This is a genomic window from Vibrio sp. OPT46 (genome assembly GCF_015163535.1).
GTDB classification, from domain to species: domain Bacteria; phylum Pseudomonadota; class Gammaproteobacteria; order Enterobacterales; family Vibrionaceae; genus Vibrio; species Vibrio alginolyticus.
Genome location: NZ_JADDYG010000603.1, coordinates 23,801 through 42,490, shown reverse-complemented (window position 1 = coordinate 42,490; position 18,690 = coordinate 23,801). Strand labels below are relative to the sequence as shown.

At 44.8% G+C, this 18,690-nt stretch carries 16 protein-coding genes; 4 read left to right on the top strand and 12 right to left on the bottom strand.

Annotated elements, in window-relative coordinates; all coding sequences use genetic code 11:
• The 3 genes from IQR33_RS23720 to fruB form a co-directional block, all read right to left on the bottom strand.
• On the bottom strand, positions 1-770 hold a 770-nt coding region (locus tag IQR33_RS23720; RefSeq protein WP_193844108.1), incomplete at its 3' end, for a PTS fructose-like transporter subunit IIB.
• A gap of 18 nt (positions 771-788) precedes the next feature.
• Entirely contained in the window at positions 789-1,760 is a 972-nt protein-coding gene (gene pfkB / locus IQR33_RS23715; protein WP_017634191.1) for a 1-phosphofructokinase, read from the bottom strand.
• A 9-nt stretch (positions 1,761-1,769) separates the two neighbouring features.
• A complete protein-coding gene (gene fruB / locus IQR33_RS23710) occupies positions 1,770-2,903 on the bottom strand; it encodes a fused PTS fructose transporter subunit IIA/HPr protein (RefSeq protein ID WP_017820961.1) in 1,134 nt (377 codons plus the stop codon).
• A 373-nt stretch (positions 2,904-3,276) separates the two neighbouring features.
• Here fruB and cra point away from each other — a divergent pair, with 373 nt between their 5' ends.
• The gene (cra, locus tag IQR33_RS23705; RefSeq protein ID WP_065275272.1) at positions 3,277-4,257 is read left to right on the top strand and encodes a catabolite repressor/activator; all 981 of its coding nucleotides are present in this window, start codon (positions 3,277-3,279) and stop codon (positions 4,255-4,257) included.
• A gap of 17 nt (positions 4,258-4,274) precedes the next feature.
• Here cra and IQR33_RS23700 read toward each other — a convergent pair whose 3' ends face one another.
• Positions 4,275-5,228 (bottom strand): endonuclease/exonuclease/phosphatase family protein, encoded by a 954-nt coding sequence (locus tag IQR33_RS23700; RefSeq protein WP_193837689.1) that lies wholly within the window; start codon positions 5,226-5,228, stop codon positions 4,275-4,277.
• Positions 5,229-5,454: 226 nt separating this feature from the next.
• On the opposite strand from IQR33_RS23700, the gene IQR33_RS23695 reads away from it, so the two are divergent.
• Positions 5,455-5,988, top strand: a complete 534-nt coding sequence (locus IQR33_RS23695) for an RNA-binding S4 domain-containing protein (RefSeq protein WP_053303581.1) — start codon at positions 5,455-5,457, stop codon at positions 5,986-5,988.
• 106 nt (positions 5,989-6,094) lie between these two features.
• Here the strand turns inward: IQR33_RS23695 and IQR33_RS23690 are convergent, their stop codons facing one another.
• From IQR33_RS23690 to IQR33_RS23660, 7 genes are all read right to left on the bottom strand, one after another.
• Positions 6,095-6,913, bottom strand: coding sequence for an EAL domain-containing protein (locus IQR33_RS23690; RefSeq protein ID WP_193837690.1), 819 nt, complete (start codon positions 6,911-6,913; stop codon positions 6,095-6,097).
• Positions 6,914-7,005: 92 nt separating this feature from the next.
• Positions 7,006-7,926: an amino acid ABC transporter permease gene (locus IQR33_RS23685; RefSeq protein WP_193837691.1), complete on the bottom strand. Its 921-nt coding sequence runs from the start codon at positions 7,924-7,926 to the stop codon at positions 7,006-7,008.
• Positions 7,927-8,007: 81 nt separating this feature from the next.
• Positions 8,008-8,826, bottom strand: coding sequence for a transporter substrate-binding domain-containing protein (locus IQR33_RS23680; protein WP_170893211.1), 819 nt, complete (start codon positions 8,824-8,826; stop codon positions 8,008-8,010).
• 9 nt (positions 8,827-8,835) lie between these two features.
• The gene (locus IQR33_RS23675; RefSeq protein ID WP_005376396.1) at positions 8,836-9,633 is read right to left on the bottom strand and encodes an amino acid ABC transporter permease; all 798 of its coding nucleotides are present in this window, start codon (positions 9,631-9,633) and stop codon (positions 8,836-8,838) included.
• Positions 9,633-10,367 carry an amino acid ABC transporter ATP-binding protein gene (locus tag IQR33_RS23670; protein WP_005376395.1) on the bottom strand — a complete coding sequence of 245 codons (735 nt, stop codon included), beginning with the start codon at positions 10,365-10,367 and terminating at the stop codon, positions 9,633-9,635. The genes IQR33_RS23675 and IQR33_RS23670 overlap by 1 nt, the downstream gene beginning before the upstream one ends.
• 169 nt (positions 10,368-10,536) lie before the next feature.
• Positions 10,537-11,193 (bottom strand): lysoplasmalogenase, encoded by a 657-nt coding sequence (locus IQR33_RS23665; RefSeq protein WP_005376394.1) that lies wholly within the window; start codon positions 11,191-11,193, stop codon positions 10,537-10,539.
• Between the two features lie 294 nt (positions 11,194-11,487).
• Complete coding sequence (locus IQR33_RS23660; RefSeq protein WP_047103556.1) at positions 11,488-12,636, bottom strand: iron-containing alcohol dehydrogenase; 1,149 nt, start codon at positions 12,634-12,636, stop codon at positions 11,488-11,490.
• 206 nt (positions 12,637-12,842) lie between these two features.
• Between IQR33_RS23660 and IQR33_RS23655 the strand changes: the two genes are divergently transcribed.
• Together IQR33_RS23655 and IQR33_RS23650 are read left to right on the top strand one after the other, a co-directional pair.
• Complete coding sequence (locus IQR33_RS23655; RefSeq protein ID WP_005386077.1) at positions 12,843-13,724, top strand: AraC family transcriptional regulator; 882 nt, start codon at positions 12,843-12,845, stop codon at positions 13,722-13,724.
• A gap of 277 nt (positions 13,725-14,001) precedes the next feature.
• On the top strand, positions 14,002-17,163 hold the full coding sequence (locus IQR33_RS23650; RefSeq protein WP_193837692.1) for a chitinase C-terminal domain-containing protein: 3,162 nt from the start codon (positions 14,002-14,004) through the stop codon (positions 17,161-17,163).
• A 97-nt stretch (positions 17,164-17,260) separates the two neighbouring features.
• On the opposite strand, the gene glgC is transcribed toward IQR33_RS23650, so the two are convergent.
• Positions 17,261-18,478: a glucose-1-phosphate adenylyltransferase gene (gene glgC, locus IQR33_RS23645; RefSeq protein ID WP_033906540.1), complete on the bottom strand. Its 1,218-nt coding sequence runs from the start codon at positions 18,476-18,478 to the stop codon at positions 17,261-17,263.
• Positions 18,479-18,690: the final 212 nt, after the last annotated feature.

Here is an 18,690-nt window from a genome sequence, read left to right as displayed (position 1 = left end):
ACAACAGGAAGCATGTGCGAAACACCCGTCATTAGGTGTTTGTAAGCGCCTTTTTTCTCTTCGGTGGTAGATGAAGAGTTAGCTGAACCAGAATGCTGATACACAGTGGCTTGCTCGAATGCTTTGTCCATCTCTTCGGCTGTTTTTTTCAGAGCTGGGCCTGTTTTCGTGCGGTACATCTTTTTGCCGTTAAAGCGATCAAGTGGCACTTCAATATCGGCAGCAATGATCACCAGATCGGCGTCTGCAATTTCTTGCTCAGTCAGTTGGTTTTTAGCGCCAACTGAACCACGAGTTTCCACCTTGATTTGATGGCCACGACGCTTGCCTTCTTCTTCTAAAGCTTCTGCCGCCATAAAGGTATGCGCAACGCCAGTAGGGCAAGCGGTGATTGCAACAATTTTCTTCGCTGCTGATGTTGTATCTGCAGTGATAGGGGCTGCAAGTGTGGTTGCTTTTTCAAGTAAAGTGGCGTTTTCAACCGCTTGCTGGAGAAACGCAGTTGCGTCTTTTGCTATTTCGTTAATTTCCGCTTGGTAAACCTTTTTTCCTACAAAACGAGAAGTGTCGACGCTAGTATTTGCCGCAATGACAATGACTTCTGCTTGTTCAACGTCAGCTTCCGTCAATAGTGTTGGTTCAACCACACTTGATTGACATTCTATTTTGGCATTCCAGTTTAATTTTGCGGCGGCTTGTTCTAGTAATCCTGCCGCAAGGATGCTATTTGCTACACCGCTTGGACAGGCAGTAATAATGGCAATATTCATACAATAACCTTCTGTTCCTTAGTTTTGTTCTAAGTTTGTAATAGGGTAAAGCGCGCTAACTTCAGTTTGTCGCTTGATATTTTCCAGTTCTTCCTGACTGGTTAGCCCTACGCCAACTTGACTAACTGCCAAAGCAGAAAGTGCCGTAGCGAAGCGCAATAAATCGTTTTTAGGCATCAGTTGCATGTGGCCCCAACACAAGCCAGCGACCAGCGTATCGCCTGCGCCAACGGTGCTCACGACATGCATTCGAGGCGGTTTTGCACTAAGCCATTCGCCTTGGTTGAGCCACATAACACCGTCAGGTCCCATAGAAACCACGATGTTTTCTATGCCTTTGTCGCTCAGTGTTTGCGCTGCAGCTTGGCATTGTTCAGGTGTTGCTAGATGTTCGCCAACAAAATCACCAAGTTCTTCATCGTTGGGCTTAATCAACCATGGGTGAGCCTCAATACCTGACTTCAATGCGGCTTTGCTACTGTCGAACAACACCTTTTTGCCTTGTTGATGCAGTGCTTCTATCCATGCAGCGCATTGTTCGGCGGTTACGCCTCCAGGTAAGCTACCTGCAAGTACAAAGTAATCATGCGTCTCCGCTAGACGAAATAGTGTCTCCTCAAAGCGAGTAATTTCGTCGGCCGCTACTTGAACGCCAGGGAAGTTGATATCACTGACGTTGCCATTGGCCTCAACCAGCTTAACGTTGATACGAGTGGCACCCTTTACTTCCACAAATTCATTCTTAACGTTGATGTCATTGAAAAGCTGATGAAATAGCTCAGGGTTATCTTTACCGAGAAAGCCGGTAACCGTGACGTCTGCGCCTAAATCGCTCAATACTTTTGCTACGTTGACACCTTTACCAGCAGCGTGGAGATTGCTTTGCTGTACTAAGCTCACGGAACCAACGTTTAGTTCATTTACTGAACCTGTTAAATCCAATGCTGGGTTGAGCGTAATAGTGACAACCTTATTTGTTTTGTTTGTCATATCGGATCCTTAACCTTCACCAAGGCCAGAAGCGATTGCATTTCCGATAGACTCCAAGGCTTGCGGCGCATCAGGGCCTTCTGCTGTAAATTGAAGTTGGTGACCGTGCTTAACGCCCAGCGCGATAACTTTCATTAGGCTCTTCGCGTTTACTGCTTTTCCATCTCCGTCTAGGTTGGAAACACGTATAGTGGATTCAAACTTTTTCGCTTCTGCGACTAACATTGCCCCCGGACGAGCATGTAGGCCGTGAGAGTTTTTGATTTTAAATACAGCGGTATTGCCTTCTTCTGAAGATGCAGCTGTGACTTCTTCACCTTTGAACAAAGCAAGAATCTGTTCTACTGATGCATCTAAAAGCTTGCCGTGTTCATTGTTAAACACAATATTAGAAAGCGTTTTTAGGATAGGTTGGTGAGCATTGTTACATGCTGCGAACGCGAAAAGTGCACGCACTTTTTGACCTTCATATTCGCAGTCGTTTGCCGTCGAGACAAATGACACACCTGTGCGAGTGACATGTTTGTCACTGCCAATTAACCACAGGCCATTACCTAAGTGAGTTGGTTGTTTGGTAACGAGATCGGCAACGAACTCGTTATCAGCACATCCCGTATTTTTCAACAGACCACCTGCAACAGCACTCATCTGTAGCATGTCGCTCGCAGGGAACATCAGTTGAATTAAAGAAGCGTCAAAGTCTGCTTCAAGCTGAACATCACCGTGCAGTAGGGCGATGATTTCGTCTTCATTTTTTGCATTACGCAGACGCTCTTCTACGCCATCTGCGCCTAGCACTTTGGTGAGCTGTTTAAGAATGCCAAGGTGTTCATCAGATTTAGCTGCGATACCGATAGCGACGAACACAGTATTGCCATCACCCCAGTCGACACCTTGTGGGAAGTGATGCACAGCAACACCCGTTGTTTTCACCATTGCACGAGTGTCGGTTGTACCGTGCGGGATGGCGATACCGTTCCCCAAAAACGTAGAGTTTTGGTTTTCACGGTTTAGCATGCCTTCAACGTAACCGCGTTCAACTAGGCCTTTATCAGTCAGGCTATGAGCAATACTCTTTATTGCTTCAAACTTATCTGTCGCTGATTGCGAGAGGGTAATGTCGTTCTTATTTAGCTTAAGCATGGTGCTTCTCCAGCCTTAAGGTATCAATTTAAAAATGTATTCTGTGTGAGAAGTTGAACGCCGCTTCTTCTGAGCGCTTATCACTCCTCAAACCTTTTATCTTTCAAGCTAAATCGATTCAGCTTGTTGGTAAATTTTTTAAAAGACTCAGAAAAACTGTTTTAAAAACTGACGTTAACAAACGAGCCTTTGCCGCTGTCCTATAGCCTAGCTCACAAATTGGTTTGTTGCGTGTTCGGGTGATTTACGTCAATTTTTAAGTTTTGCTGAATCCTTTCAGCTTTTATACTGAATCGGTTCAGCTTATAATTCAACTTATCGAAAGATCGTTGATGTATTAATATGATCGCGCGCACAGAATAAGGTTTAGAATATGACACTGGATGAAATAGCCAAATTAGCGGGTGTTTCTAAGACAACTGCAAGCTATGTGATTAACGGAAAAGCGCAGAAATACCGCATCAGCGAGAAGACTCAGAAAAAGGTGATGGCCGTTGTAGAAGAGTACAATTATAAGCCAGATCATGCGGCGTCTTCCTTGCGGGCAGGTAATTCACGCTCATTTGGGCTTATCATCCCAGACTTAGAGAACACCAGTTATGCGCGTCTTGCAAAGCTGATAGAGCAAAACTCTCGGAAAGCGGGGTACCAAATTTTGATTGGCTGCTCTGATGATGATCCTGATACAGAGCAAAAGGTGGCGGAAGCATTAGTCAGTCGTCGTATTGATGCGTTGTTTGTGGCAAGTGGTATGCCCACTGCAAACGAGTATTATCTTAAGTTGCAAAATTCTGGTACGCCAGTTATCGCGCTAGACCGTCCAATGGATGATGAGCACTTTTGTTGTGTCATCAGCGAAGATTTTGATGCCGCACTTGAACTCACTCAGTCAGTACTGTCCGAGGATATAAAGTCCATTGGCTTAATCGGTGCATTGCAAGATCTTCAAGTCTCAAAAGAGCGTGAGCTCGGTTTTCTATCTGCTTCTCAACAAGGTTGTAAAACGGCAACAGTGGGTTATGGACAACACTTCTCCCGGGAAGAAGGCAAGAAAGTCTTAGAGAGGTGGTTAACAGAGAACGCATTGCCAGATGCCATTGTTACAACGTCATATACACTGTTAGAAGGTGTGTTGGATGTAATGCTAGAAAAACCAGAACTGATGGGAAAGGTGCGTTTAGCAACATTTGGTGATAATCGACTGCTGGACTTCTTGCCTGTGAAAATCAACTCTTTGCCTCAACAGTTTGAGTTGATCGCGGACAGCGCAATGGAGTTAGCACTCAACGCTTCCGCCAAGCGTTACAAGCCTGGTGTAGAACTTATCCCGCGTAAAATTGTGAAACGTCACTAAGTAACTAAATAGGTTGCTCAAAGCTTTACTTCAGCAGTCAGCGCCACAAATGCGTGGTCGCTGGCGTTTTTATCTCTGTCATAAATCGGGTTGATCAGATGTTGGTTAGACACCTGATAGTCAACAACCTCGGCAACCGATATATCTGATAAGGTATCAAACTCTTGTGAGAGCAAGATATAGTCGAGTACATTCCCAGTGGAAAAATGATAGTGCGTGGCTGGGCGTTCATCCTTCAGGGTGTCACTTTGCAATAACCAACCATCTTTGAGTTGTAATTCAGTGACGCTGTCACCAGTATTGGATACCAATGCGCTGTTAACGCTGATAGGAGTAATAGGTTGATTCATATCGCCCATTAACACTGTCGGCATTGGTTCTTTTCGATACCTCTTTTGCATCGCGTCTCTTAACATCGCTGCTTCCCAGCCTCTTTGCTGGGTGGATAACCAGTGCCCAATAATCGTGCTAGACGTTTCTGGTTGTTCTGAGTCGGCTGGGCGTTGAGATTTCAGGTGCGTTACGTAAACGGCGATATGACCAAGTACAGGATGTATTACTTGGGCATAGATAGGTTTGCGACTGAACTCTGGAACAACACTTACTCCAAAAGGCTCAAGCGTTGCTAAGTCAAACTCTACCGCTTGTACTTTTTCTATTGGAAACCGAGATGCGATTGCCACAACAGGGCTTGAGTAAATGTACTCATCCTCAACATGTGGGGTGTCAACGGTCGCAAAGTAGGGGTAGCCGATGGTTGAAAAGAATGCCTGGGTCTTCTCGATACTGAATACTTCTTGTAAGCCAATCACGTCGCCTTCCAGTTTTTCAACTTGACGTTGCGTCCACGAAAGTTTGTCTCGCCATTGCTCTAACGAGTATATGTTCTCGAAATCATAGTAAGCGTTAGGCGGTGCGACAAAATTAAACAAGTTCGCAGTGACAAAGGTAATTCTACTTGGTTGAGACAAAGTATTCGCTCTTTTCAACAATAACTTAGAGAGTATATACCTTCAGGTTGCGTAATTGCAGCTTCGTTTGAGCTACGCATCGAGATACAAGCTAACGAGCGACAAGCTAAATGGGTTAAGAGGTGCTCAAATGCCAAGGTGAATCGGTGATTGAACATCGCCAGAGGTTTCTATTTTTAAGCATTGCGTTTAAACTTCAGGGCATCAAATAGTAAGAGTAAGTAACATGACCCAAGATTACGACCACGAAGAGTATTTAGAAGGCGAAGAGATTGAGATCGAAGCGATTGGCATCGATGTTGATGCGCATCCAATCGAACTGTACAAGCTTTTTAAAATCGCAAACTTGGTCAGCGGTGGCGGCGAAGCAAAACATATCATCGAGGAAGGCTACGTCGCGGTGAATGGTGAACTAGAAACACGTAAGCGCCGCAAGATGTATGATGGTGACTTTTTTGAGTTTAACCAGGAATATTATGTTGTGGTTTGCGATGCGCCAGTAACCGAACCTGAAACGGCAGAGCAAAAAGCAGAAAAGAAAGCGAAGAAAGAAGCGCAATCTGCACGTAAAGAGAAATCTCGCCAAAGCAAGCCAGCTAAAGGCTCTGGACCTAAGTCAACAGGCCGAAAAGCAGCGCATAAAGAACGTAAAGCGCAGAAAGAAGCGTTGTCTCAGTCTGCTAAGAAAGGCAAAAAAGAAGACAAACCGCAAGCCACTCGTGATCCGAAGAGCGGTCGTAATTCTATTGATTTTTTCTAGGGAAATGAACGCTTAACTAAATAAGTGACATCTGAGTAAAACTAAAAAGCGCCGAGCATATTATATCGGCGCTTTTTTGGTTTCACTGTGCTGTAAGTGGGCAGTGTTAATGCACTGTCGTCTCGATGTTTAGGCTATCTGTCCAGTGATGAATGGCGCAAGGCTTTCCTAAGTAAAAGCCTTGGTAATAATCCAAATTAAGTTGATACATAGCTTGTAGCTGCACGTCTTCTTCAACCCCTTCTATAATGACTTTTGCTCCCATATGATCCGCTAGATCAACGGCGCTATGTATGGAAAAGGTTTCTCCGGCGCAGTAGTCTAGCAAATAGGAACGATCGATTTTGATGATGTCAGGGCAGAGCTGCTGAACACGTGCGATATCAGAATGTTGGGCGCCAAAATCATCGATAGCAAAGATAAAACCATTTGCTTTCATTAACTGTACGGCTTTGATTAATAAATCCGTATTTCCGCATGACTCTTCGACTACTTCAAAAACGACGTCTGATGGGCTCATACCAAGTTCGGAAAGGCGTTTGTAAAGCAGGCCGCTATCTTTAAAGCCCATGTCTTTGGTTAGTGTGAGTAGCGTTTGAGGCATGACGTTAAGAAACAGTTTGATCGGCGTCCCCGCGAAATAGCGTGCAAAATTTCGAATGTGCATTGCTCTGGATAAAAACTCTACACATAAGCGAAAGTAGGGATCAAGACCATTATTGGCCAGAAACACGTCAGGACGAATTAGGGAACCATCAATGCCACGAATACGCAGTAAGGCTTCCATACCAATAATACGTTGGCGTCTATCAAAAATTGGCTGATAAACACTGTGAAAAGTGAATTGATTGAGAACTACGTAATATTCACCAAGATTATCTTGTTTTATGTATCGCTCGTAGTCGGATTGATTCTTTAACTCCATGAAAAACGCCGAAAATTTAGCATCTTGCCAATGTAACAGGGTGCAATTCTGATTTGAAGAATCAAATGTGCCTAATTACATATGCGGTTGAGTTAATTTGAAATGGCTTCCGATTTTGCTTCAATATGGCGAAAAATAAGTGACAGACCAAAACAAATTAAGAAGTAAGCAAGGCCGACAATCAACCAAATTTCAAATATATACCCTGATGAATTTGCCATCTCTGTCCCAACAAACGTCATTTCTTGTATCGAAATCAGTGAAACAATAGAGGTGTCTTTCACCAAAGAGATGGTTTGACCGGCAAGTGCAGGTGTTATTGATTTAAGCACCTGTGGCGCGATAACAAATCGGTATTTCACCCATCGAGACAAGCCCAATGAGTCAGCCGCTTCCCACTGACCTTGGTCGATACTTTGTAAACCACCGCGCACAACTTCTGCAATGTAGGCAGAAGAGAGTAAGCCGACGCATAACACGCCAGAGGCAAGGTTTTCCCAAAGGTTAGAAGGCCCAAACAGAGAGCGCTGTAGCGCATTTGGTTCGCCGTTGTAGTTTCGTAGAAGATCTTCCAAACCGAGCAACGGGATCAATTGGTTAGAAATGAAAAAGTAGAAAATAAAAACAAACACCAACGGAGGGATGTTTCTCACTAACTGGATAAACGCATTGGCAGGTGTGCGCAACCAAACGGAACGAGAGAAGCGTGCTAAGCCTAACAAAGTGCCAAACACTAATGCGAAGCTGATGCCCCAAATACTGAGCCTTAACGTCGAAATCAAACCTTGGAAGAAGTAGGGCAAACCACCATCTGCTCTAGGCGTGAAAAGTAATTCAAGCGCCTCTTTCCACTGCCACAAATAATGCACACCAACAGCGGACCGATGGTACAGCCAAACACCACCGATACCGCACATAACAAGTAGTACCCAGTCTAGTGTGTTTAATTGCGGTAAAAGGTAGCCTGTGCTGGATTTCGCGGGTGCTGTGCGAGTGGTAGTGTGTTCGCCCAAAAATTTGACTCCGATAAGTTATGGAAAAGTAAAATGGATGATTGGAGAGTATAGGCTCGCGGCGTCCACGAGCCATTTAGATTACTGGCCTTGCGCGACTTGATCTTGCCAATCTAATGTCGAGAACCAGTATTCATAACGTTGTTTTAACCATCCATCTTGGGTTCTTGCTTCAATCCATTTATTGAAAAAGGCCTTTTTATCTTCTTCCCCCAAGCGAACTGCAAAGGCTTCGTTACCTTGTGATAGTCGCTCAGAGAATGGAAGGAATAGTTTGTCGCTGTGTTTCACTGTCTCATGTTCTGGTTTTGGGCTAGAAGCAATGACCGCGTGGGCGTTACCATTCAGTACCTCTTGGAACGCTTGCGCGTCGTCATCAAATTGCAGGATCTTCGCTTTCGGGAAGGTTTCTCTGGCTACTTGAACGGTGAATGCGCCGCGACGAGCCGCAATTTTTACGCGTCGTGAGTCAAAATCCGAAAATTCGCTAAAACCAGAGGCGAGTTCTTTGTTTGCTGCTACTTGAACGCCTGAGTGCGAGTAGGGCGCAGTAAACAAGACGCTTTTGGAACGTTCAGGCGTAACAGACATGCCACCAATGATCACGTCGAACTTTTTCGCCAGTAGTGCGGGAATAATGCCATCCCACGCAGTCGGTACGAATTCCACTTTCAAACCTGAATCTTCTGCTAAGCGTTTGGCAACATCGATTTCAAAACCGATTAACTCGCCTTGCTTGTTACGCATTGCCCAAGGTACAAATGTTGACATACCAACGCGCAAAGTACCTCGTTCTTTGATTTGATCTACATTGGGTGTGGCGACATCTTCTTTCGCGATTGTAGGCATAGCTATGGCTAGCCCTAATAATGCAGTAATGGTCGCTTTGAATAACTTCATGTTATCTCCTTATAATTTGCGCCAACTGGCTCCGAGTTTGTGTTCTAGCCATGCAGACAAGCCAGAAAGTGACAGAGTGAGAGCAAGATAAATTGCTGCCACGGTAAACCAAATTTCGAACGGCATCGCCGTCTCTGAGACGATGTTGCGTGCCTGTGTCGTTAGATCAAAAATCGCCATCACGCTTACAATGGAAGAGTTTTTGATCAAAGAAACCACTTCATTGGTTAATGGCGGTAATGTGCGCTGTAAAACCTGAGGCAAAATCACGTCTTTGTAGGTGTAAAACGGTGATAGTCCGAGAGTTTGTGCTGCTTCGAATTGCCCTTTAGGAATACTGTTTAAACCTGCACGGAATATTTCCGCGGTGTAGGCACCTTGGAAAAGGGATAATGCCAAAACGGCGGTGCTGAATCGGTCCAAACCAATCACGGGGCCAAACACGAAGTAGAGTAAATAGATTTGCACCAACAACGGCGTGTTACGTATTACTTCGACATAAGTGGTACCAATAACATTGCCGACTTTCGAATCGCTAAGCCTTAGTAACGCGGTGACCAACCCCAACACTAAGGTAAAAAATAGACTAATAGCAGAGATGTTAAGCGTGACCAATAGCCCATCAATAAGTTCTGCCGGCCACCATTCGCCATCTTCATAAAAAGCGATGTAATCAGGTACGCGCTCCCATTGCCATTGATAGCCCATAGCGTCGGCACCAGAGTCCAACACCCACACAATCGCTATGAAGAGGAGCGTCATTTGCAGTAAAGCTTGAAGGACAGGTTTGATTACGCGAACTATCATCAGTAACTTAAAATTTGGTTCAAAAATGCTTGGGTGCGTGGATGCTGTGGTGTCTCAAATAAGGCGACTGGAGAGTTCATTTCCAAGATTTGGCCTTCATCCATAAATACCACGCGGTTCGCTACTTTTTTGGCAAATCCCATTTCATGCGTGACGCAAATCATCGTCATTCCGCTTTGAGCCAGCTCAACCATGACATCCAACACTTCGTTGATCATTTCCGGATCAAGCGCTGAAGTTGGCTCGTCAAACAGGAGTAAATCCGGTTCCATACACAAGGAGCGGGCAATCGCGACGCGTTGCTGCTGACCGCCAGAAAGCTGGATAGGATACTTACTCGCTTGCTCTTCAATATTGACTCGCTTTAGGTAATGTTTTGCGCGTTTTTCAGCTTCTTGTTTTGATAATTTGAGTGTGCGAATCGGCGCTAAGGTGAGGTTTTCCAGTACAGTCAAGTGAGGAAAAAGGTGAAAGTGTTGGAACACCATGCCGATTTTACCGGGCTTGAGAGATTTTGCGTGAGAAGGCTGGTCGAACACATGAAGCTGGCCTTCTTGAATCGATTCAAGATGGTTGATGCAACGAATGAGCGTTGATTTTCCGGAACCTGAAGGGCCACACACCACGACGATCTCGCCAGAATGCACGGAGAAGTTGATGTCTTTTAGAGCGTGGTAATCGCCATACCACTTATTTACGTCGCTAAACTCAACGACGGGAGTATTCTCTTTCAAAGGGGCACGCTATAACGGAAAAATATCCTTTTACAATAGCAAGTTGTGCGCGTAATTTCATTAAGAATAAGCTAATGTTTAGGCGATGATTTTAAGACTCTATTCAGATCGCTTACAAGATACATCCATGTTTCTTTAATGTTGGTGCAGTCTAGAGTCTAGAGTATGACTAACTCAGTTCAACGAGATACGGATAACGAACAACAATCGCAACAACAGACATAACCATTAGTGTCTGTGCAGAATAGTAGGTCACCATGACAACTTGTCGTGAAAATATTGACCGTCCTCCAAAGCGTTCGAAAGCCAATACGATGCCAGAGATAATAAAGATAAAGCTTCCGAGCACTGCAAAAGAGGAGGATTGTGTTTTCCCACTCAAATAATACTCGATCGAAGCCCAGCACATAGTCATCAGTACCAATATATAACTAGCAACTGGCCGTTTTTCTTTACCGAGATCCGGTCGGAACAACCAGTAGACGCATATACCGAGTCCGAACAAGGCAATTGGGAGCCAAGGTGTAAAATGCCACGCTGACATGATGGCAAAACCATAACTATAGGAGAGATGGGCAGAGCAAAAGAGCACTAATCCTGTAATGAACTTGTCTCTAGGGAGCATTAATAACACGTCACCAAGCAACGAGAGCGATAAGCCAATCAAAATCCAATGCGCATATGGCATTGGGTAAGCCGGGGACTGAATTAAAATACCAAGCATACAGAGCACTGGTAATGGTTTAGAAACGTAAAAGAGCCATTTAGAGCCTTTACGGATACTGATGATATGTATGAATGCTAATACGACAACAACTAGCCACATAAAGTGTTTTCTCGAACAGACAAAATTATGTAGTACATCACTACAACAAATCAAAACTTAATTAACGAGTTAACTCGTTCTTTGATCTCAATTATTTTTATTTGTGTAAAGCTGGACAGTTGTCTCTTTACTAACCAACACGGCCGATTTTTTGTCTGGAGGGAATCGTTGTTTTTAGAAGCCTCCTCGTTTTGAACGTGATGTGGCTTACAAAATAGCATAAAAAAACGGTATTGTGACTGTTAAGTCACAATACCGTTAAACCCTAGGAAGGGCAGTGAAGAATTGTTGCAGTTATGAGACAGCTAACTCTAAGATTTCTCGGCTACGTTCAAGTGTGATCGCCTGGTTTTCACCTAAAACAGTCATGCCGTGTTTGTTTAGTTGATCAATGATGGCATCGATAGCTTGTTCACGGCTCTCACCATAGTTTTCGAGCTTAGTTGCGACATCAAGTTGATGATAAAACGCTTCGATAGATTCGATTGTGCGCTCTGCTAAATCCTCTCCTGCTTCAAGACCAAATACGTTGCGACCCATTTGTTCTAACTTAGGGCGCTTAAACTGCATTTGGTTACGAAGTAACGACGGTTGGACAATTGCAAGAGAACGCGCATGATCAACGCCCCATAGAGCCGTTAATTCATGGCCGATCATATGTGTCGCCCAGTCTTGTGGAACGCCACTACCAATTAACCCATTCAATGCTTGGTTAGCAGACCACATTAAGTTTGCGCGCCACATATCGTCGTCTCGTTCCGCAAACTGTTCTCCGAGTGTTTTTAAAGTTTTCAGCAGTGTTTCTGCGTAACCATCTTGAACCATTGCACCGGTAGGAAGCGTCAAGTATTGCTCACATACGTGCACCCATGCGTCAACAATGCCGTTGATAAGCTGGCGTTCTGGCAGTGTTTTCATTACATCTGGGTCTAACACGGCAAATTTTGGCTGCACTGCTGGAGACATGAACGGAAGTTTGTCTTGAGTTTCTTTTTTAGTGATAACTGCGCCCATGTTTGACTCTGAGCCTGTTGCTGGCAATGTCAAAATTGCAGCTAGAGGCGTCGCTTCAGTGACTTGGTGCTTACCAATCATGATATCCCAACCATCACCATCATACTTTGATGCCGCTGCTACGTATTTGGAGCCATCGATGACTGAACCACCACCTACCGCTAAAATAAAGTCAACGCCATGCTCTTTTACCATTGCGACTGCTTTATCGAGTGTTTCTTTGGTTGGGTTTGGTTCAACACCTGAAAACTCTAGCCATTCATGTGCCTCAAGAGCTTCTGCTACTTGGTCGTACACGCCATTTTTTTTGATGGAGCCACCACCGTATACCACTAAAACTTTTTGGTCGGATGGGATAGCTTCTTTGATTGCAGCGATTTGTTTTTGACCAAAGAAAATCTTGGTTGGGTTTACATAAGAAAAGTTCATTATTAGCCCTCTTGCTTCCAGTGAAGGAGATTGAATACATGCATATTAGTCCTGATTAACGATCGTTAACAGGTCGATTTCTGCAAATAATTTGCCTATTTCTACAAAATTAATGCTCTTGAGCTAGAAAGTTAATGTCGAGAGGAAGTATAGTGCTCGAAACGATAATAAAGACCAAACTCGTTGGTCATTGATGGAGCGCTCTAATGCACACTCTCGCAGATATCATGCAGCAATATGTTGAAAAGCAGGGGCTGCATGACCTAGAAGGTATGAAGAAAACAGCGATAGATGGCGTATGGTTTTATCGCAGTAGCAAAGGGAATCATCGCCAGCCGTTTGTCTATCAGTCCGGCATCATCGTATTGGGTCAAGGGCATAAGAACATTCATATTGGTGATACACCAGTGCAATATGGGCCCGAAGATTACCTTGTTGTCGGGGTTCCCATGCCACTAGAGTGCGAAGCGTTTGCGACAAACAATGAGCCTTTACTTGGCATTTCGATAGATATTTCGCCAACGCTTCTTCATAAACTCGTTAAAAAATTAGAGGCTGAGAAATTCAGTAATAAGTGTCTGGATGCAACCCGTTGCGGCCTTAAGTCGGTACGTATGAATGAAGGTATGTTGGATGCGTGCAAGCGGTTAATGAAAGCAATGTGTAACGAGCTTGATGTCATCATGCTTGGCGAGCTGCTTCTTGAGGAAATTGTGTATCGTACTTTGGTGAGCAAAGAGGGGTATGTTTTATTTGACCTAGCACATCAAGAAGGTTCTTACGCGAGGGTCGCTAAAGCACTAAATCGTGTACATCAAGCGTATCATGAACAGTTGAACGTACAAGCATTGGCTGAAGAAGCCAACATGAGTGTGTCTGCTTTCCATCAAGCATTTCGCAATGTCACGCTTGAATCTCCGCTGCAATATATTAAGAAAGTTCGACTTAACAAAGCGCGCGAATTGATCCAGTTAGAGGGGCGACGTGTTAATGATGCAGCGAGAATGGTCGGGTACACGAGCCCATCACAGTTTAGTCGCGAGTACAAGCGGCATTTTAATGAAACGCCAAGGTCAACAAAGGCTTAGTGATCTTTATTTCAAAATGGCGACTTTTTTTACCTTTTTTATTAATTTGCGAGTGACATATTTATTTAAGTTATAAAATTAGTTACTGGTGCCAAATAATAGGTACGTTGTTGCAATCATTTAGTGGATTGTTGCGAGGCGGTGTGGAAAACTCGTAAATAGATAGTGTGAAATCACCAACTTGTACTTAAGTTATTTTACGTCGAAATAAAAGTATAGATGCGCTTCGTTTAGCGCATTTAGTATTGTTTTAACAATAACTTAAGGAAGAGCGATTATGCACCTTAAAAACGGCAACGCAGTGAAAAACGTGTTCACACTAAGCACACTCACCGCTTCTTGTCTTATGGCCTTCAATAGCTACGCAGCAGTTGACTGTGCCCCTCTAGAAACTTGGCAATCGTCAAAAGTTTATAACGGTGGCGACCAAGTTCAGCATGAAGGTAATGCTTATAAAGCGCGTTACTGGACGCAAAACAATAATCCAGCGCAATCTGGTGAGTGGGGCGAGTGGGAAACACTTGGCGCTTGTGATGGCACTGGACCGGTTGATCCACCTCAGAATGAAGTTCCGACGGTTACTCTGACATCGCCTTCTGCGTCGGCTTCTGTGACTGCGGGTGATGTTGTTAACCTAGCTGCAGATGCGGCAGATACTGATGGGACTGTTAGCAAAGTAGAGTTCTTTGTTGATGGTGTATTAGTTGGTCAGGCAACGTCTGCGCCGTATGCTGCATCGTGGACAGCAACTGAAGGACAGCACGAGTTCTCTACCAAGGCCTATGACGATGCAGGTGCCGTTAGTACGGCAAGTGTTGTGACGTTAACTGTGGCATCAGCGCAACCTGGTAACGAAGCGCCGACAGTGGATGTCGCGCTTTCTGCGAGCTCTATTGACCTGGGTGGTTCCGTAACACTGACTGCAAATGCTACGGATGCGGATGGTACCGTTGCTAAAGTTGATTTTTATGTTGCAGGTGTGCTTGCTGGCACTGCTACAACAGCGCCATACACGCTGGATGTAACCCCTTCACAAGCTGGCTCATTAAGTGTTTATGCGAGAGCAACCGATGATGCTGGAGCAACAGCAGATTCTGCAATTGCGACGTTAACAGTAAACGGCGGCGCAGTGACATCTAATTGTCGTCCTGATGGTCTTTATCAAACAACGGGTGTAGATGTTCCTTACTGTTCTATTTATGACGAAGAAGGCCGTGAGAAAATGGGGGCTGATCACCCACGTCGTGTAATCGGCTACTTCACCAGTTGGCGATCAGGTGACGACCCACCATCGACTTACCTTGTTAAAGACATTCCTTGGGAACAACTTACTCACATTAACTACGCGTTTGTGAGCATTGGTTCTGACGGCAAAGTAAACGTTGGCGACGTAAATGATCCTAACAACCCTGCTACAGGTAAAACTTGGCCAGGCGTTGAGGTAGATCCCGCTCTTGGTTTTAAAGGTCATTTTGGTGCACTAGCAACTTACAAGCAAAAACATGATGTTAAAACGCTAATCTCGATTGGTGGTTGGGCTGAAACGGGCGGTCACTTCGATACGAACGGCGATCGTGTAGCTGATGGTGGCTTCTACACCATGACGACGAATGCGGACGGTTCTATTAATCATGCTGGTATTGAGAAGTTCGCAACTTCAGCCGTTGAAATGATGCGTCAGTACAAGTTCGATGGTCTGGATATCGACTATGAATACCCGACGTCAATGGCTGGTGCTGGTAACCCTTACGACAAAGACTTCATGGAACCACGTCGTCAGTATTTATGGGCGTCTTACCAAGAGCTGATGAAAGTATTGCGTGAGAAACTTGATGCGGCATCCGCGCAAGATGGTATTCATTATATGCTGACTATCGCAGCACCATCTTCAGGTTACTTGCTACGTGGGATGGAAACCTTCGATGTAACTAAGTACCTAGACTACGTAAACATCATGTCTTACGACTTGCATGGGGCTTGGAATGATCACGTTGGTCATAACGCGGCTTTATTCGATACAGGTAAAGACTCTGAGCTAGCGCAGTGGAACGTATACGGCACTGCTGCATACGGTGGTATCGGTTACTTGAACACAGACTGGGCTTACCATTACTTCCGTGGCTCTATGCCAGCAGGTCGTATCAACATTGGTGTTCCTTACTACACCCGTGGTTGGCAAGGTGTTACTGGTGGCGACAATGGCCTTTGGGGCCGAGCGGCACTACCAAACCAAGCAGAGTGCCAACCGGGCACAGGTGAAGGTGAGAAGAACAACTGTGGTCACGGCGCTATTGGTATCGACAACATGTGGCATGATACCGACCCTAAAGGAAACGAAATGGGCGCTGGTTCTAACCCAATGTGGCATGCTAAGAACCTAGAAAACGGTATTTGGGGTTCTTACGCAGCTGCTTACGGTCTCGACCCTGTCAACGATCCTTCAGATAAGTTTGTTGGTACTTATACCCGTCATTACGATAGCGTTGCTGTGGCACCTTGGTTGTGGAACGCAGAGAAGAGCGTATTCCTATCTACGGAAGATAAAGCTTCTATCGAGGTGAAAGCCGATTACGTTATCGATAAAGAGATCGGCGGTATCATGTTCTGGGAACTAGCCGGTGACTACAACTGTTACGTACTGGATGCAAATGGTAATCGTACGGCAGTAGATGCCACTGAACAAGCTTGTGCGGCAGGTAATGGTGAATACCACATGGGTAACACTATGACCAAAGCTATCTACGACAAGTTTAAGTCTGCGACGCCTTACGGTAATAAAGTAGCGACTGGTCCAACACCAACTGAAGCAGTAGACATTACTGTTAGTGTTGGCGGCTTCAAAGTTGGCGATCAAAACTACCCAATTAACCCGAAAATCACGTTTACGAACAACACTGGTCAAGCGATCCCTGGCGGTACTGAATTCCAATTCGATATCCCAGCATCTGCGCCGGACAACGCGAAAGACCAATCAGGTGGTGGTTTGAAAGTGATTGCTTCTGGACATACTCGAGCAAACAACATTGGTGGCTTAGATGGCGTAATGCACCGTGTGTCGTTCTCTCTACCAGCATGGAAAGACTTGCCAGCGGGCGGCACTTACGAGCTTGATATGGTTTACTACCTACCAATCTCTGGTCCGGCTAACTACTCAGTGATTTCTGGTGGTAAAGAGTTTGCGTTCAAGTTTGAACAGCCAGATCTACCAATTGGTGATCTCAATGCGGGCACGGGTGGTGGTACCACTGAACCAGGTACGTGTGATACGACAGGTTTAGTGACATACCCAGCTCTGCCACAAACGGATTGGGCAGGTAATCCAAGCCACGCTAACCAAGGTGATAAGATCATCCACAACGGTGTGGTTTACCAAGCGAACTGGTGGACAGCGGCTGAACCGGGTACAGATGGTAGCTGGTCAACGGTATGTAACATCTAATTATTATGGATTATTTGTTATAGCCTAATGTTTACAGGCACTTAAACAAAAGCGCACGATGATTATCGTGCGCTTTTTTGTTGTGATAGTTTGTCGTTTAATCGAATTGGTAACTTTCGGGTATGACGACAATACCTTTGTCTGAGATTTTAAATCGCTTCGCATCTTCAAGTTTGTTGATGCCAATTTGAGTATGTGGCGGAATACGAACATGTTTATCAACTATGCAGTTGACCAACTGACTTCCTTCACCGACTTCTACGTCATCAAAAATGATGGAATCGACTACCGTTGCACTATCTTGAATGCGTACGTTAGAGGAGATTATGGAGTGCTGTACTGAGCCTCCGGAATTGATGACACCGGTAGCAATGATGGAGTTAATAAAAATGCCTTCATTACCCGTGGCCGACGATACAGTACGAGCTGGTGGAAACTGCGGCTCGTAAGTACGAATCGCCCAATTGGACTGATAAAGGTTCATTGGCGGCACAGGTTCTAGTAGATCCATATTCGCTTCATAGAAGGAATCAATGGTACCCACGTCGCGCCAATAGCAATCTTTATCGACGCGCCCTTTACTGCCACAGAATTGATAAGCGTAAACGGATTCGGTATCAATCAGCTTAGGTATGATGTCTTTTCCGAAGTCATGGCTTGATGAATCGAGTTTTGAGTCTTCTTCAAGCGCTTCTTTCAAAACATCCATATCAAAGATATATATTCCCATAGAAACAAGGCTTCTGGTCGCGCTTCCAGGAAGAGTAGGTGGGGTTTCAGGTTTCTCTATAAACGAAGTAACGAGCCCGTTTTCTGCGGTGCCCATTACACCGAATGCTGAAGCATCCTCTACGGGAACATCCATACAGGCAACGGTGAGCTTAGCACCTTTCTCTTTATGCTCTTCAAGCATTGCGGCGTAGTCCATTCGATAGATATGATCGCCGGATAACACAACCACATACTTTGCATCATTTCGCGATAGCAACCACATGTTGTGATAAATCGCATCGGCGGTTCCTTCATACCATGCACCACCTTTGCGCATTTGTGGTGGAACAGCAGTGATGTACTCGCCTAGCTCTGGATTGAATATCGACCAGCCGTCTCGTAAGTGTTTTTGAAGTGAATGAGATTTATATTGGGTTAAAACAAGGATCTTGCGTAAACCCGAATGTAAACAATTGGTTAGTGTGAAATCTATAATTCTATATTTTCCGCCAAAAGGTACGGCTGGCTTGGTTCTGTCATCGGTGAGTGGGCTGAGTCTAGACCCCATCCCTCCTGCTAAAATTACGGCAAGTGCGTCTTCCATAGTATTCCCTTTCCCTTTTCTGACATGCATCAAAACGGTGCTAACCTGAAGGAGGTGGTATGCAACGCAGAGGTTTTGAAAAGCATGTGCTAATGTGCTTATTAGTGAAAAGTCTACTACAAGAATCGAGCCATAGAATATCTCCTTAAAAATCAAGGAGGTTAAAATTTCACTGTAAGACAACTGCACCATATTAGTGAAGTGCTAAATAA

Bases quoted from the DNA above. Each gene is read 5' to 3' on its own strand.
- pfkB (WP_017634191.1), bottom strand. From the start codon at position 1,760: ATGACAAACAAAACAAATAAGGTTGTCACTATTACGCTCAACCCAGCA.
- fruB (WP_017820961.1), bottom strand. From the start codon at position 2,903: ATGCTTAAGCTAAATAAGAACGACATTACCCTCTCGCAATCAGCGACA.
- cra (WP_065275272.1), top strand. From the start codon at position 3,277: ATGACACTGGATGAAATAGCCAAATTAGCGGGTGTTTCTAAGACAACT.
- IQR33_RS23695 (WP_053303581.1), top strand. From the start codon at position 5,455: ATGACCCAAGATTACGACCACGAAGAGTATTTAGAAGGCGAAGAGATT.
- IQR33_RS23690 (WP_193837690.1), bottom strand. From the start codon at position 6,913: ATGGAGTTAAAGAATCAATCCGACTACGAGCGATACATAAAACAAGAT.
- IQR33_RS23680 (WP_170893211.1), bottom strand. From the start codon at position 8,826: ATGAAGTTATTCAAAGCGACCATTACTGCATTATTAGGGCTAGCCATA.
- IQR33_RS23675 (WP_005376396.1), bottom strand. From the start codon at position 9,633: ATGATAGTTCGCGTAATCAAACCTGTCCTTCAAGCTTTACTGCAAATG.
- IQR33_RS23665 (WP_005376394.1), bottom strand. From the start codon at position 11,193: ATGTGGCTAGTTGTTGTCGTATTAGCATTCATACATATCATCAGTATC.
- IQR33_RS23660 (WP_047103556.1), bottom strand. From the start codon at position 12,636: ATGAACTTTTCTTATGTAAACCCAACCAAGATTTTCTTTGGTCAAAAA.
- IQR33_RS23655 (WP_005386077.1), top strand. From the start codon at position 12,843: ATGCACACTCTCGCAGATATCATGCAGCAATATGTTGAAAAGCAGGGG.
- IQR33_RS23650 (WP_193837692.1), top strand. From the start codon at position 14,002: ATGCACCTTAAAAACGGCAACGCAGTGAAAAACGTGTTCACACTAAGC.
- glgC (WP_033906540.1), bottom strand. From the start codon at position 18,478: ATGGAAGACGCACTTGCCGTAATTTTAGCAGGAGGGATGGGGTCTAGA.